Source organism: Aureimonas ureilytica (assembly GCF_001475935.1).
GTDB classification, from domain to species: Bacteria; Pseudomonadota; Alphaproteobacteria; order Rhizobiales; family Rhizobiaceae; genus Aureimonas; species Aureimonas ureilytica_A.
On record NZ_LDQA01000061.1, the window covers coordinates 39822 to 54753 of the forward strand.

At 67.1% G+C, this 14932-nt stretch carries 15 protein-coding genes; 4 read left to right on the forward strand and 11 right to left on the reverse strand.

What is annotated here, in order from left to right:
• Positions 1–92 precede the first annotated feature (92 nt).
• On the reverse strand, positions 93–938 hold the full coding sequence (locus NS365_RS19855; protein WP_058602038.1) for an SDR family oxidoreductase: 846 nt from the start codon (positions 936–938) through the stop codon (positions 93–95).
• A gap of 305 nt (positions 939–1243) precedes the next feature.
• Positions 1244–3952: a DNA mismatch repair protein MutS gene (gene mutS / locus NS365_RS19860; protein WP_082684735.1), complete on the reverse strand. Its 2709-nt coding sequence runs from the start codon at positions 3950–3952 to the stop codon at positions 1244–1246.
• Between the two features lie 497 nt (positions 3953–4449).
• Between mutS and NS365_RS19865 the strand changes: the two genes are divergently transcribed.
• A complete protein-coding gene (locus NS365_RS19865) occupies positions 4450–4740 on the forward strand; it encodes a DUF1236 domain-containing protein (protein WP_193752868.1) in 291 nt (96 codons plus the stop codon).
• Positions 4741–5001: 261 nt separating this feature from the next.
• Here NS365_RS19865 and NS365_RS19870 read toward each other — a convergent pair whose 3' ends face one another.
• The 6 genes from NS365_RS19870 to NS365_RS19895 form a co-directional block, all read right to left on the reverse strand.
• A complete protein-coding gene (locus NS365_RS19870) occupies positions 5002–5664 on the reverse strand; it encodes an outer membrane protein (RefSeq protein WP_058602040.1) in 663 nt (220 codons plus the stop codon).
• Positions 5665–5818: 154 nt separating this feature from the next.
• A complete protein-coding gene (locus tag NS365_RS19875; protein WP_058602041.1) occupies positions 5819–6718 on the reverse strand; it encodes a GNAT family N-acetyltransferase in 900 nt (299 codons plus the stop codon).
• 93 nt (positions 6719–6811) lie between these two features.
• Entirely contained in the window at positions 6812–7825 is a 1014-nt protein-coding gene (locus NS365_RS19880) for an MDR family oxidoreductase (RefSeq protein WP_058602042.1), read from the reverse strand.
• Between the two features lie 23 nt (positions 7826–7848).
• Entirely contained in the window at positions 7849–8349 is a 501-nt protein-coding gene (gene lspA, locus NS365_RS19885) for a signal peptidase II (RefSeq protein ID WP_058602043.1), read from the reverse strand.
• Positions 8346–9221 carry a TrmH family RNA methyltransferase gene (locus NS365_RS19890; RefSeq protein WP_058602057.1) on the reverse strand — a complete coding sequence of 292 codons (876 nt, stop codon included), beginning with the start codon at positions 9219–9221 and terminating at the stop codon, positions 8346–8348. Before NS365_RS19890 ends, lspA begins: the two co-directional genes overlap by 4 nt.
• Positions 9218–10396 (reverse strand): class I SAM-dependent methyltransferase, encoded by a 1179-nt coding sequence (locus NS365_RS19895; RefSeq protein WP_244498510.1) that lies wholly within the window; start codon positions 10394–10396, stop codon positions 9218–9220. The genes NS365_RS19890 and NS365_RS19895 overlap by 4 nt, the downstream gene beginning before the upstream one ends.
• 151 nt (positions 10397–10547) lie before the next feature.
• Between NS365_RS19895 and NS365_RS19900 the strand changes: the two genes are divergently transcribed.
• Positions 10548–11024 (forward strand): CoxG family protein, encoded by a 477-nt coding sequence (locus tag NS365_RS19900; protein ID WP_058602045.1) that lies wholly within the window; start codon positions 10548–10550, stop codon positions 11022–11024.
• Positions 11025–11094: 70 nt separating this feature from the next.
• Here the strand turns inward: NS365_RS19900 and NS365_RS19905 are convergent, their stop codons facing one another.
• From NS365_RS19905 to sppA, 3 genes are all read right to left on the reverse strand, one after another.
• Positions 11095–11508, reverse strand: coding sequence for a LapA family protein (locus NS365_RS19905; protein WP_058602046.1), 414 nt, complete (start codon positions 11506–11508; stop codon positions 11095–11097).
• Positions 11509–11776: 268 nt separating this feature from the next.
• Positions 11777–12058, reverse strand: a complete 282-nt coding sequence (locus NS365_RS19910) for an integration host factor subunit beta (protein ID WP_058602047.1) — start codon at positions 12056–12058, stop codon at positions 11777–11779.
• A 110-nt stretch (positions 12059–12168) separates the two neighbouring features.
• Positions 12169–13224: a signal peptide peptidase SppA gene (gene sppA, locus NS365_RS19915; protein ID WP_082684736.1), complete on the reverse strand. Its 1056-nt coding sequence runs from the start codon at positions 13222–13224 to the stop codon at positions 12169–12171.
• A 177-nt stretch (positions 13225–13401) separates the two neighbouring features.
• Here sppA and lptC point away from each other — a divergent pair, with 177 nt between their 5' ends.
• Together lptC and NS365_RS19925 are read left to right on the forward strand one after the other, a co-directional pair.
• Positions 13402–14127 (forward strand): LPS export ABC transporter periplasmic protein LptC, encoded by a 726-nt coding sequence (gene lptC, locus NS365_RS19920; RefSeq protein ID WP_058602048.1) that lies wholly within the window; start codon positions 13402–13404, stop codon positions 14125–14127.
• Positions 14124–14765 (forward strand): LptA/OstA family protein, encoded by a 642-nt coding sequence (locus NS365_RS19925; RefSeq protein ID WP_058602049.1) that lies wholly within the window; start codon positions 14124–14126, stop codon positions 14763–14765. The genes lptC and NS365_RS19925 overlap by 4 nt, the downstream gene beginning before the upstream one ends.
• Positions 14766–14932 lie beyond the last annotated feature (167 nt).

Genomic DNA, 14932 nt, shown 5'->3' on the forward strand with positions numbered 1-14932 from the left:
CTGCCTTCTGATCGGGTGGTTGCCGCTATAGTGCATTTCCCGATCTGTCAAAAGCTTAACCGCCCAAGGTACCCCGTCCGGCGCCGGCGTCTTCAGGCGCCGACGATGGTGCCCCCGTTCGGGTGCATGACCTGCCCGGTGAAGTAGGAGCCATCCTCCGAAGCTAGGAAGAGCAGCGCGGAGGCGACCTCGTTGGGCTGGCCGGCGCGCTTCATCGGCACCTGGGAGCCGAAGCTCGCGACCTTCTCCTCGTCCATCGACATCGGGATGAAGGGTGTCCAGATCGGACCGGGCGCGACGCCGTTCACGCGGATGCCCTTTTCCACGAGATTGGAGGCCATGGAGCGCGTGAAGGCCGTAATCGCGCCCTTGGTCGAGGAATAGTCGATCAGTGTGTCGTTGCCCTTGTAGGAGTTGACCGAGGTCACGTTCACGATCGCCGAACCAGACTTCAGATGGTCGAGCGCGGCCTGTGTCATGTAGAAATAGCCGTAGATATTGGTCTCGAAGGTCTTGGCGAGTTGCTCTTCGGAGATATCGCGGACGTCTTCGGCTTCTTCCTGATGGGCGGCATTGTTGACGAGAATGTCGAGCTTGCCGAACTCGGCCGCAGCCTTGTCCACGGCCTGTTTGCAGAAGCTCTTGGAGCGGACATCGCCCCGGATCAGCAGGGCCTTTTGCCCTTCGCGCTCGATCAGCGCCTTGGTTTCCTCGGCGTCCTGGTCCTCTTCGAGATAGACGATCGCGACATCGGCGCCCTCGCGCGCGAAGAGAACGGCGGTGGCGCGGCCGATGCCGGAATCGCCGCCCGTGATGATGGCGCTCCTGCCCTTCAACCGGCCCGATCCAGGAAAGCGCGGCTCGTAGTCCGGGCGCGGATTCATCTCGTGCTCGCGGCCGGGTTCCCGATCTTGATGCTGGGCGGGGAAATTCGACATGGAGGCTGGTCCCTTCTCACATGCCGGCCAAGGCCGGCTCATGAAAGGGGAAGCGAGGCGAAAGCCCATGCGTTCCCGCATGGCTGCCGACCGAGCCCTCGCTTCGGTGAGCCGGCTACATGTCTGTGAGGGAAGCGCCGCCGCTAAGAACCGGGGACAGAACCATTCGGCGGAGGGCGAGCGAGGGATTGTTTCTGTCGGCGAGGCGCCGGGCGCAGGCCATGCAGCGCATGGACGAGCACCGGCAACGATGCCCGGCGGGAACAAGACCCGGTCGATCGACCCGAAGGGTTCTGTCTCCAGTTCTAAGCCTTGGGCGAGCGCGGCAGCAGCGCCTTCAGCCGATACAGCGCCTCCAGCGCCTCGCGCGGGCTCATCGCGTCCGGGTCCACCTCGCTGAGCGCCTTCAAGGCCGAGGGCACTTCGGGCTCGGCCGGCTTGCGGTTCAGCGCGGCGAAGAGCGGGAGATCGTCGATAAAGGCCGTGCGCTTCTCGCCCTGCTCGCTCTTTTCCAACTGGGTCAGAACCTGCCGCGCGCGCTCCAGGACGGCCGGGGGCAGGCCGGCGAGCCGCGCCACCTGAATGCCATAGGAGCGGTCGGCGACGCCGGCCGTCACCTCATGCAGGAAGATGACCTCGCCTTCCCATTCCTTGACGCGCACGGTGACATTGGCGAGGCGTTTGAGCCGCGCGGCGAGCGCCGTCATTTCGTGGAAATGCGTCGCGAAGAGCGCGCGGCAGCGGTTCACCTCATGCAGATGCTCCACGGCGGCAAAGGCGATGGACAGCCCGTCATAGGTCGCGGTGCCGCGCCCGATCTCGTCCAGCACCACGAGCGTCCTTTCGCTCGCCTGATTGAGGATCGCGGCGGTTTCCACCATCTCGACCATGAAGGTCGAGCGCCCCTCCGCCAGATCGTCGGACGCGCCGACGCGGCTGAACAGGCGGTCCACCACGCCGATATGCGCCTTTGTCGCCGGCACGAAGGAGCCGATCTGGGCGAGCACGGCGATCAGCGCGTTCTGGCGCAGGAAGGTGGACTTGCCGCCCATGTTCGGCCCGGTGATCAGCCAGATCGCCCCGGCCTCGCGCTTGGCTCCCGTGCCGGCCGGCGGCGAGAGATCGCAATCGTTCGCCACGAATTGACCGCCGCCCGACGCCTTCAGCGCCGCTTCCACCACGGGATGACGCCCGCATTCGACCCGGAAGGCGAGGCTGGAATCCACCAGCGGGCGCACCCAGTTTCCCGACAGCGCGAGTTCGGCGAGCGCCGCCGTCACATCGATCAGCGCCAGCGCAGCGGAGGCCGCGCGAAGCGCATCCGTCGCGGCCAGAACCTCCCCGCGCATCCGATCGAACAGGGTGAGTTCGATGCGCAGCGCCTCGGCCGCGCTCTGGGCGATGCGCGTTTCCAGATCGCACAGCTCCACCGTGGTAAAGCGCATGGCGGAGGCGAGCGTCTGGCGATGGGAAAAGCCGCTGCCCTGCTCCAGGAGCGCAGCGCCATGGGCTTCGGGCACTTCCACGAAATAGCCGAGCACATTGTTGTGCCGGATTTTCAGGGAGCGCACGCCCGTTTCCGAGCAATAGCGCCCCTGGAGATCGGCGACGACCTGCCGCGAATGGTCGCGCAGCGCCAGCGCCTCGTCCAGCGCCGCATCGGCCCCTTCGCGCACGAAGCCGCCGTCCCGCCTTTGCAGGGGCAGTTCGTCGCGCAAGGTGGCGCGCAAGGCGAAGCGCAGATCCTGCGGCAGCGCGGATATGGCGCGGCAGGCCTCCATCAGCTCCCAGCTGAAATCGCCTTCTTGGAGAAGCTCGCCGATCAGGCTCGCGCGCTCCAGACCTTCGGACACCGCGCCGAGATCACGCGGCCCGCCCCGGTCGAGCGCGAGGCGCGACAGCGCGCGCTCGGTGTCGGGCATTCCCTTCAGCGCGGCACGCAGCTCGCCGCGAAGCTCCGGGTCGTCCAGAAGCGCGGCGACGCTGTCCTGCCGGCGCGCGATCGCCTGCGGGTCGGTCAGCGGCCAGGCGAGGCGGCTCGCCAGCAGCCGGGAGCCAGCGCCCGTCACGCAGCGGTCGATCGTGGCGAGAAGCGAGCCCTGCCGCTTACCCGAGACGGTGCGCGAGAGTTCGAGGCTGGCGCGCGTCGCGGGGTCGATCACCATGAAGGAGCCGGCTTCGACCCGCTCCGGCCGCTCCAAAGGCGGGCGGGCTTTCAGCTGCGTGCGTTCCAGATAGGAGAGAAGCGCCGCGCCCGCCGAGAGTTCGGCCCGGCCGAACGCGCCGAACCCGTCCAGCGTCGAAACCTCGAAGAAGCTTTGCAGGCGCTCGGCGGCGGTCGCCGCATCGAAGAGGCTGGCCGGCTCGAAACGCACGCGCCGGCCGAGGCGGCGCAGCAGCGGCTGCAAGGCTTCGTCCTCGCGCAGGGCGTCGGGCACGACGAGTTCGGCCGGCTCCAGCGCCACCACATCGGCAAAGATGCGATCAGCGGCCGAGGGCGCGATGCGAAACTGCCCGGTGGACAGGTCGGTCCAGCCGAGCGCGAAGGACCCGCCCTCCCCACCGAGACGCGCGAGCGCTGCGAGGAAGTTCGGCCGGCCGGGCTCCAGCAGCGTTTCCTCGGTGATCGTGCCGGGCGTCACGAGGCGCACGACCTCGCGCTTGACGACCGATTTCGCGCCGCGCTTCTTGGCCTCGGCCGGGTCTTCCACCTGCTCGCAGACGGCGACGCGGTAGCCTTGCGCGATCAGCTTCTCCAGATAATCGTCCGAGGAGACGACCGGCACGCCGGCCATCGGAATGTCGGCGCCCTCGTGCTTGCCGCGCCGGGTCAGCGTGATGCCGAGCGCCTTGGACGCCTCCACCGCGTCGTCGAAGAAGAGTTCGTAGAAATCGCCCATGCGGTAGAACAGGAGGCAGTCGGCATGGCGCGACTTGATCTCCAGAAACTGCGCCATCATCGGCGTCGGCGCGCCGCCATCGCCTTTCGCTTCCGCCCCGCGCATCTCGGGCATAGGTTCACCCTCCGCCTTCGAGGCGGCAGCAGGGACGGCGGGGGCAGGTCGGATCATGTCCAGCATCCGCTGATCGTATCGGTTTTCATGAGGGGTAGGAAAGTCACGCAGCCACCATGGCGGCGCTTGCACCCGGTATCCACAAGCCGCGCGCGGACGCCGACCTCATATGAGGGCCTAAGCAACGGCGGCTGTACGAGACGCGCCCCTCTCCAAAGCCTATACCGCACCGCAAGGGGGACAATGACGAAAGAAGCGCCAGCCATGCCATGGAACTGCGCGCCGGCACCCAGCCTCCGCTCCTTTCCGGCATGAGATCAGCCCTCCGACAGGAACCTAGGCCATTCAGCGCCCGTTCAGCGCCGAACCCTTATTTTCATTCAAGCGATCGGCCTACCCTCTTGGCGCGTTGGCATCTGGGGCGGTGAGGCCTATGATGCACCGCAAGGTAGCGCGGACGATGCGCTACGCGAACAGTTTTGGAAACGGGAATGACCATGACACGGAACGGAGCCCGCCTTGCGGGAATGCTGGTGGCCCTTGGCCTTGCCGCCGCTCCGCTGACCGCCCTTGCGCAAGACAAGATGCCGGTGAACGCCCATCAATATGCCGTCGATCATCCCGTGCCCGACGTGACGCTGCGCCTTGCGCCGACGCTGGGCGCTTCGGTGCCCGCGCAGGTGCAGCTCGCCGCCATCGAGGGCACGAAGGATTTCGGCTATTTCTACTATGATGGCCGCCCGGTGCTGGTCGATATGGCGACCCGCTCCATCGTGCGGATCGACTGAACGCTTCGGGCTTCGCAGGGGTCGGCCTCTTCAGGGCCGGCTTCTCGAAGCCTTGCCGCGGCGCGGCGCGCCCGGTGCCGCGCCCTTCGCATCTTGACGGCCAAATGTCATCGCGTTCGCCCCCACCGCGCGCAGCGAACGGGTGGCTTGCGTTCCTGTCACAGCGGCCGTTCAGGACGCGCCCGCTCCTTTTTGAGGCAGCGCACCTCCCCCAGCCATACCGTTTCACATGCTGCCGGGTCGGCCTGCCCTACGCAGCGTCTACTGCGCGCCGAAACGGAAGCTCGCGCCGAGGACGAACTGGTTGGTCACGATGTCGGTTTTCAGCGAGCCGCCGCCTGTCAGGTCGGCGTCGTGGTGGCTGTAAGCCAGCTTGACTTCGCCGAAGACGGACAAGAAATCCGTGAGCGCGACGTCCGCGCCGGCCAGCGCCTGAACCGCCGGCCCGGTCACCTGATATTCGAAGGTACGCGGGCCGCCCACTTCCTGATACTCGACATGCGGAATGGCGATGCCGGCCCCGAGGCCCGCATAGGGCGTGACGCGGCCCATGAGCGGATCGGCGCGATAGAGCGCGTTCACCGTCAGAAGATTAAGCCCGTCGGTGAATTCCAGAACCTTCACCCCCGCCGGCAGCGGATCGGCCGCGACCTTGGCATGGGCATAATCCAGAGCGACGCCCCAATGCGGCTGGCCGAGATCGTTCAGCCAGGCCGTGCCGCGAACGCCATAATAGGGCGCGCCGCTTTCGAAGGTGCGCCCATCCCATTCGACATCGAGCGACCGGGTGGACGGCCCGCGCGCGACATCCACCGTACTGTCGAACGAGGAATTATAGCCGCCATAGGCCGAGATGACATATTCGGCCCGCGCCCCGCCGATCGCGGCCATGGATATCAGGCAAGCCAGGAGGCAGCGGCGCATCGGCAATGTCCTTCCCCGAGGATCAACGCGGCAGAAGCCGCGCTCTCTGGAAAAGGAGCTACCGGAGCCCGGTGACAGGCGTGTTACAGACCGGCTCGAGAGATTGGCGACGGCGTACTTTAAGGCACGCGCTTTGAAGTCCGCGTCCAAGATGTCAGGCGGCGGAGCGCGTTCCCTCGGTGTCGAAATGCTGGACGTAGCGCGCCTTGATGTTTTTGACGGGCATGATCACGAGCACGTCCGTCGTGCCGAACTGGTGATCCACCACCGCGTCGAGCCCGACATAGCCGCCGATGCGCAGATAACCCTTCAGGAGCGGCGGCAGGCTGGCCAGCGCGCGCTTGGGGTCGAGGCAGGAAACGGAGCCGGCAACACGCGCCCGGCGTCCCGGCACGGCCGACACACGCCAGTCTTCCGGCGGAGGCGCGTTCTCGCGCAGAAAGGCGAGCGGCGCTTCGAGTGCGGTGAGATCGGTACCGCTCAAGGAAGCGCAGCCGAAGAGAACGTCGATCCGGTGCTGCTTCACATAGGCCCAGATGCCCTGCCAGAGCAGTTCCACCGTGCGCTTGCCGCGATAGCTCTTGAGAACGCAGGAACGGCCGAGTTCGAGAAAGCGCGCGCCTGGATGCCGGCTAATCAGCCCGTCGATCTCAAATTCGCCGGCTGTGTAGAAACCGCCGGCCAGAGCCGCCTTGTCCTGCTGGAGAAGGCGATAGGTGCCGACGATCCGCGAGCCCGCCGGGCGCGTCGTGTCGATCACGAGCAGATGGTCGCAGAACTTGTCGAAGACATCGCGATCGCGCCGCGTCATCCGCTGGAAGGCGGAGGGCTTGGCGTTCATCTCTTCGTAGAAGACGTGATAGCGGAGCTGCTGCGCTTCGCGCAGCTCGGCGCGCGAGCGCGCCAGCCGCACCTCCAGCTCGCACAGGCGGCCGAGAACCGGCGCCAGCGGATCGAAGGGCGCGGGTCGCCCGAGCTTGATGCGAACGCCGATCGGCTGCTTGAGCCTGATAGGCTGGGCCTGCGTCATGTCGATACGTTTGAAAGCACCCATATGATCGACCTCCGGGCCTTGCTTCTGCCAAGAATTGACATAAGCCGTCCTCGCGACCCTTTCATGACGTAAACCATAAACCAAAGCAAACGGTCATATGACAGTGGCTGTCGCCACATCCGACACCACGACGCGCCCGCGCACGTGGCCTGCCAGCAGACGCTGCGCGGTTGGCACGATGTCGGCAAAGCCGATGGGGCTGGTAAGGCTCGACAGCGCGGCCGGATCGAGGTCTTCGGCCAGACGCGCCCAGGCGCGGCGGCGCTCCGCCTGCGGCGCATAGACGGAATCGACACCCAAGAGCGCGACGCCGCGCAGGATGAAGGGTGCGACGCTAGCCGGCAAATCCATGCCGCTCGCCAGACCGCAGGCCGCCACCGCTCCATCCCGCATCGTCTGAGACAGGACATTGGCGAGCGTGTGGGAGCCGACGCTATCGACGCCTGCCGCCCAGCGCTCCTTGCCGAGCGGCTTGCCCGGCGCGGACAACTCGGCCCGCTCCAGAATCTCGGCCGCACCCAGCCCGCGCAGCCAATCCGCCTCACTCGGCCGGCCCGTCACCGCCACGACATGCCAGCCACGCTTCGCCAGAAGCGCCACCGCGATCGAGCCGACACCACCGGCCGCGCCCGTGACCACCGCCGGCCCGCGCTCGGGCGAGAGGCCGAAGCGCTCCAACGCGAGCACGCAGAGTGCCGCCGTATAGCCGGCTGTTCCGATGGCCATCGCCTCGCCGGGAGAGAAGCGATCGGGCAGCGGCACCAGCCATTCGGCCTTGACGCGGGCGAGGCCCGCATAGGCGCCCCAATGCGTCTCGCCCAGACCATAGCCGTTGAGCAGGACCCGATCGCCCTCGCGCCAGAGCGGCGAGCGGGAGGCGCGAACCGTGCCGGCGAGATCGATGCCCGGCACCATGGGCCAGCGGCGCACCACAGGCGAGCGCCCCGTGAGCGCCAGCGCGTCCTTATAGTTGATGGTGGTGGCCTCGACGGCGACATCGACATCGCCATCCATCAGGTCGGGGGTCGAGAGAGTCACGTTCTCGACCAGGGTTTGCCCGCCCTCGCCTTGGGTCAGACGGATCGCCCGAAACCTGTCATTCCCCATGCGCTTTCCCTCCCGAATGCGCGTCAGCCCTTGTCCTGAGCCGGCATCTCGCCCGACGTCTTGGGTCGGCGGCCGACCAGAAACTCGTCGATCAGGATCAGCGCCGCGCCGATCGTGATGAAACTGTCGGCCAGATTGAAGACCGCGAAGCTCCAGACCGGCGTGTGGAAATAGATATAGTCCACGACATAGCCAAGGCTCACCCGGTCGATCAGATTGCCGACCGCGCCGCCCGCAATCAACGCGAAGCCCCAATGGGTGAGCCGGCGCGAAGCCGGCGTATTCCACCAGAGCCAGACCACGAAGCCGAGCACCAGGGCCGAGATGACGGCGAGCCCGAGATCGTGGAACCCGTCCAGCATCGAGAAGGCGATGCCCTCGTTGCGCGCGTGGAGCAGCGCCAGAAAGGGCAGGATCTCGATGGCCTCTCCCAGCCCCATGGTGCGCACGACGAGGAGCTTCACGATCTGGTCGATCGCGGCGAAGGACACGACCAGCGCCGCGCTACTCAGAAGCCGCGTCACAGCTTGAGGCTCCCGCGCCGCGCCTCGAAGATCATGAGGCCCGTGGCGACCGCGAGATTGAGACTGTCGGCCCGGCCGACCTGGGGAATGCGCACCAGCGTCTCGCAGGCCCCGGCCATCGTCTCCGACAGGCCGCTCTGTTCGTTGCCCATCAGAAGCAGGGTCGGGCGCTTGCCATAGGGCGGCTCGCGATAATCCACCGCGCCCTTCATATGGGTGCCGACCACCAGCCCCTTGAACGTGCCGCGCCAGCGCAGGAACTCGGCCTCGCTGAGGCGCACGATCGGCACGGCGAAGATCGAGCCCATCGTGGCGCGCACGGCTTCCAGCGAGAAGGGATCGACACTTTCGCCCACCAGGATCACGCCCTTGGCCCCGGCCGCATCCGCCGTGCGCAGGATCGTGCCGAGATTGCCGGGATCGCGCACCCGGTCGAGCGCCACCAGCAGCCCGTCCTTGCCCGCGTCGAGTTCGTCCGTGCGGTGGAGGCGCTGGCGGAAGATGCCGATGGCGCTTTGCGGATTGTCGCGCCGGGCGATGGCTGCCAGAACCTTGTCGCTCGCTTCCAGAACGTCGGCCCCGAGCGAAACGGTGCGCGCGGCGGCCTTTTGCAGAAGCTCGGAGTGAAGCTGCGTCTTGGCGGCCACCAGCGTCTCGATGCGCCAGCCCGCGTCCAGCGCGTCGAGAACGAGCTTCAGCCCCTCGGCCAGAAAGAGACCCGTTTCCTCGCGATGCTTCTTCAGCGCGAGATTGCGGATGTCCTTCACGATCGGGTTGGAAACGCTCGTAACCTCCTTCACCCGGCCGGGCGCGACCGTGTCGGGCCGGCGCGCGGGCGGGGCGGAAGAGTTGGCGTCGCGGTCACGGCTCAAGCGGATACCCATCTGGAAAAAAGCGAGGTGGAAAGAAGACGGGCATCCTCGCCCGCCTCGCGAATCACGAGTTCGCCCGATTCGATCGCGCCGCCAAGGCCCCGGCATTGCTCGCCCATAAGGGCCGAGAGCGAATAGAAGGACGAACGAATGGAATAGGCCGTCAGCACCAGCGCCAGTGGGTGAGCCGACAGGAGCTTGCGCATCAGCATCAGGAGATAGGGCAGATCCTCGAAAATCTGCCAGACCTCGCCCTTCGGTCCCCGGCCGAATTTCGGCGGGTCGAGAAGGATGATGTCATAGGTCGCGCCGCGCTTCACCTCGCGCTCGGCGTAGCGCACGGCATCCTCGCAGATCCAGCGGATCGGCTTGTCGGCGACGCCGGCGATCTCGGCATTCTCGCGCGCCCAGCCGATGGCGCGTTTCGAGGCATCGACATGCGTGACCTCGCCCCCCGCGCGCGCCGCCAGAAGCGAGGCAAGGCCCGTGTAGCCGAAGAGGTTCAGGACGCGCACCGGCCGCCCCGCCCCTTCGATCAGGTCGGTCATGAAGCGCCAGTGGACGGCCTGTTCGGGGAAGACACCGACATGCCGGAAGGAGGTGAAGCGACCGAGATAGGCGAGCCCATCCTGGCGCATGGGCCAGGTCTCGCCCAGCGCCTCGCGCGGGAAACGCCAGCGGCCGGTGCCCTCCTCGTCCGTGTCGCCGGTGAAGATCGCGTCGGCCCCGTCCCAATCGGCCGCGTCGGTGCGGCGGGGCCAGATCGCCTGATTCTCCGGCCGGCGGATGGTGAGCGGCCCGTAACGCTCCAGCTTTTCGCCGTCGCCCGAATCCAGAAGCGCGTAGTCCGCGCCGGGCTCGACCGTGAGGATAACAGGCGCGCGAAAGGCCGGGCGTGCGCCCTCGGGCCATTCCACGGCCGGGCGATCGCGTCGCCCTTCGCGGCCGAGTTCGTCGGTGGAAAGGCGGGGGCGCTCGGCTTCCTCGGGCGCGGCGCGCACGCGCTCGGCCGGCTCGGGCCGCCTGGAGGGGGCGCGATGCTCGGCGCGCTCGGCCTCGGCTCCGTCGCGGCGGCCGGGCCGGCGCGGCTCGCGATGGCCGGGGCCACTGTCGGGGCTCGCGGGCCGGCCGGGCCGCTTGGGCGCGCCGGGCCGGGATGTCCTGTTCTTCGTCATCGGCGGCTCATAGCGCATGGAGGCGTTTTGGAGCAAACGTCCCGAACGGTGAAACGCGTCTCGCCGCTTGGCAAGCACCGAGACCGGCGTATTCTTTCTGAATTGCCGCAGCCTTCGCATCCGACAAGGCGCGGCCCATGGGAGGACGAGGATGGATCTGAAGGGTGAATACCGACTGGCCGCGCCGCGCGAGAAGGTCTGGGCCTTGCTGAACGACCCCGAGACCCTCAAAAGCTGCATTCCCGGCTGCCAGAGCCTGGAAATGACCGGCGAGAACGAGATGTCGGCCACCGTGGTGGCCAAGGTCGGGCCGGTGAAGGCGACCTTCAACGGCGTCGTGCGGCTCGAGAATATCGACGCGCCGCGCAGCTATTCCATTGTGGGCGAAGGCAAGGGCGGCATCGCGGGCTTCGCCTCGGGCGGGGCCGATGTGTCGCTGGAGGAGGACGGCGAGGACACGGTCCTGCACTACGAGGTCGACGCCAAGGTCGGCGGCAAGATCGCTCAGCTCGGCGGGCGGCTGGTGGATTCCACCGCCAAGAAATTCGCCCATCAGTTCTTCGATTGTTTCGCCGCGCGCGTCGCCGGCGACACGGCGGCGGAAGTCTCCGAACCGGCCGGAGCCTGAGCGCCCCCTCAATCGGGCAAAAAAAGAGGCGGATCGCTCCGCCTCTTTTTCGTGGAAGAATGAGAAAGTCTCAGGCCGCGACGGAGGGGCCGGCCAGTGCGCGCGCGCCGTGCCCCTGCGTCGGGGCGGCGAGAGCGGGGCCTTGCGCGGCGGCCAGCTCCCGGTCGCGCTCTTCGCGCAAGCGGCGCATCCGCTCGTTCGAAAGCTCCAGCTCGTGACGCAGATTCTCGATCTCGCGGCGGCGGTTGGCCGCCTTGGTGCGGTGATGGCCCTGGGACATCCAGGTGCCGAAACCGCCGAGCAGGAGGCCGACGATCAGCGAGCACAGGAGCAGAACGAAGAGCGGCGCCTGGAAGGCGAATTGCGGCATGGTGCCGATCGGGTCGAACGACACGTCGATCGCCTCGCGATTGGCGACGCAGAACACCACGAGCAGGACCGCCAGCGGCGCGAGGATGAGGAAAGAAATTATCTTCAGGATCATCGAATGGCCACTTCGAACCTTGGAATACGCCCAGAGAGAATGGTGCGCCGCACCGAACCGGCAAGCTGTCCCATCGGAATGAGGCATACGAGGGAAGAGGTCAATCCGCCTCGCGACAGGTCTTGAATCTTCCGCCACGATCCGAGGCCGGCATCCACGCCGGAAGCGTGAAAACGCTCCACGCCGACGCCTGTCGCCGATCCAACATGTTGGCCATCATGGCAGCATAGGTCGTGGGAACGAGCCAAGCGCGTTGCGCCCGGCTCGATCAGTCGACGTTCAGCCGCTCGCGCAGTTCCTTGCCGGTCTTGAAGAAGGGCACCCACTTCTCCTCGACATCCACCGACTCGCCGGTGCGTGGGTTGCGGCCGGCGCGCGGCGGGCGATTCTTGACCGAGAACGCGCCGAAGCCGCGCAGTTCCACGCGGTTGCCTTCGCAGAGCGCCTGCGTGATCTCGTCGAAGATCGCGTTCACGATGGTCTCGACGTCCCGCTGATAGAGATGCGGGTTGCGGCTGGCGATGATCTGGACGAGTTCGGATTTGATCAACGCGATATCCTCGGGCGTCGGGTCGGGCGTGAGTCTTGGATAAAGACACGGAGGCCGCCCTTCAAGCCCTTGTTTTCCAATTGCAAAGCGGCATCACTCGCGGCCCGGCGTCAAGGCGTCGAAGGTTGCCAAAGCGACACCATGCCGTCAAGGTGTCCGCTCGCCTTGCCGAGCGCGCCGATGAGATCGGCCGGGGCGGCATCGAAGCCGAGAAGCCCCCAGAAGGCCGAGCGCGCCGCGCCGAACAGGCCCCAGCCGTCCTTTTCGGGCTCGCGATCCTCGATCTTCAACCCGGCCGGCACGCCGCGCTCGCTCTCGAACCAGCGACGGATTTCGCGCTCGCCGCCAAGCGCATCCACCAGCTTGTTCTGAAGCCCCTGCTCGCCTGTGAAGACGGAGCCGTCCGCCAGCCGCCGCGCTTCCTCTTCGGGCAGGGCGCGGCGCTCCGCGACGAGCCCGACGAACCAGTCATAGGAATTGTTGACGAGCCTTGCGATCATCTCGCGCGCGCCGGGGGCGGCCGGCGCGAAGGGCGAAGGCTCGGCTTTCAACGGCGAGGATTTCACCGCGTTCACCTCGACGCCGATCCGCCCGAGCAGGACGGAGGCATCCACATATTGGAAGATCACGCCGATCGAGCCGACGATGGAGGAATGATGCGCGACGACCCGGTCCGTCGCCATGGCCACCATATAGCCGGCGGAGGCGGCCAGCGTGCCGACCTCGGCCGCCACCGGCTTGACGGCGGCGAGATCCCGGATGGCGTGATAGAGCGTTTCGCCGCCCACCGTGGTGCCGCCGGGCGAATTCACGCGGATGATGACGGCCCGAACGTTCGGATCGGTCTTCAACTTTTCGAGAAGTTCCAACCTGTCGCGATCCTCGGTGATGAGGCCGGCGACCTCCACGCGGGCGATCTCGGGCGCAGCGGTGGCGACGGTCGCGCCCGGCCGCCAGCCGCCGGCAATTGTCAGCGCGAGCACGGCCAGGATCACCGCCAGCACGGCCAGAATCCGCCAGAAACCCAGCTTGCGACGCAGGCGCCGCCGATCGATCAGGCTGTCCGCATTCATGATCCGCCAGTGCTCCTTGCCGGGCGGATCGAGGCCCGCCATATCGGGCAAGCGATAGAACGCGGCGCGGGCGCTGCCAAGCGGGCGGCCCATTCGGGGAAGCGGAGGCGCGATCGTCCCGGGCGCATCGACACAGCCCGGCCTTCGCTTAACCACGCAAAAACCCCATATCACTTATAGATACGACACGATACGTTGATTGACCGCAGAAGGCATCCGACCGATCCGGGTTCGGAGGCTCTTCCGCGACAGGCGAGGAATCGAATTCCATTGCAGGCTCGCATCGATTCGACACAGTTCGCGCAGGATCCGCGCCATGCCGCGCTCGCCAGTTCCACGAACCCGAAGGGGGACGAGCGGCGCGAGCGTGAGTTCCGGCGCGCGCGCCGCCATTCGCGCTGGGTGCGCTGGCTCAAGATCGGTCTTCCCACGGTCGCGACCGTGATCGTCCTGGCGGGCCTCGGCGTGACGTGGCTGGCGCGTGTCGTGCCCGGCGATCTGGCCTTTGCGTCCACCTCGATCCAGGACGGACGCCTCGTCATGTCCGACCCGCGCATGTCGGGCGTCGATGGGCGCGACCGTCCCTATTCCATGCTGGCCAACCGGGCCATTCAGACCTTGGGCGGCTCGGGCGTCGATCTGGAAGGCGTGCGCGCCGACCTGACGGTGGACGACAATACCAAGGCCCAGCTTCAAGCCGCCAAGGGCCATTACGACACGCGCACGCAGATGCTCCGGCTTTACGACGACATCACCGTGGAAACGACGAGCGGCATCCGCATCAAGCTGGCGAGCGCCGACGTTTCGCTTCAGGATGGGCAACTGACCGGCAAGGGACCCGTGAACATCGCGACCCCGAATCAGACCCTCGAAGCGGGCAGCGTCGTGATCGTCCAGCGCGGCCACGAGGTTTCGTTTCGGGACCGCGTGAAACTGACCCTCCTGCCCACCGCCAACAACGGGGCGACGCCCCCATCCAGCGAGCCCAAACCATGATCCCGACCCATCGCTCCCGCGCCATGCTTCTGGCTTTGGCCGGCTCGCTCGCACTCTCAGGCGCGGCGCTGGCCCAGAGCCAGTCGCAAGGCTTCGGCAATTCGTTCGGTGGGCTTCAGGTCCAGGGCGACCAGCCGGTCGCGATCGAATCCAACCAGCTCGACGTCGATGACGGCAAGTCGGTCGCGACCTTTTCGGGCGATGTCAGCGTCCAGCAGGGCGCGACCTCGATGACCGCCGAGAAGCTGGTGGTTCATTACGTGCGCAAGCAGGACGGGGCGAACGGCAAGGCAGCCAAAGCCGAGCCGGCCGCCGCGCGCTCCAACATGCCGGGCGGCTCGGACGATATTTCCAAGCTGGAAGCGCTCGGCAAGGTCACGATCAAATCCGCCGATCAGGTCGCCACGGCCGACCGGGCCGATTTCGACATGGCGACCCAGGTCGCGGTCCTGCGGGGCAATGTGGTGCTCAGCCAAGGCAAGAACGTCGCCACGGGCTGCATTCTGAACATCAAGATGGATACGGGAGTCGCCCGCCTTCAGAGCCGCGACTGTGGCGGCGCGCCGGGCGCCGCCACGGGTCGCGTGCGCATGCTCCTGTCGCCGGGTGCGGGACAGCAGCCGGGCGCGAGCCGCTAAGGCGCGCGACAGCCGCCCGGCCGGCCCGCGATCGGCTGTCGCGCCGCGCGGCACCGCTCGCCGTCAAATCGCCGCTCGCGGGCCGAACAGTGCTTCGGCCCGCGAGCGCCCTCCCTGCCTTGATCTGGACGCCCCTCCTTGCTCGATCACAACGCACCCGCCTCCCA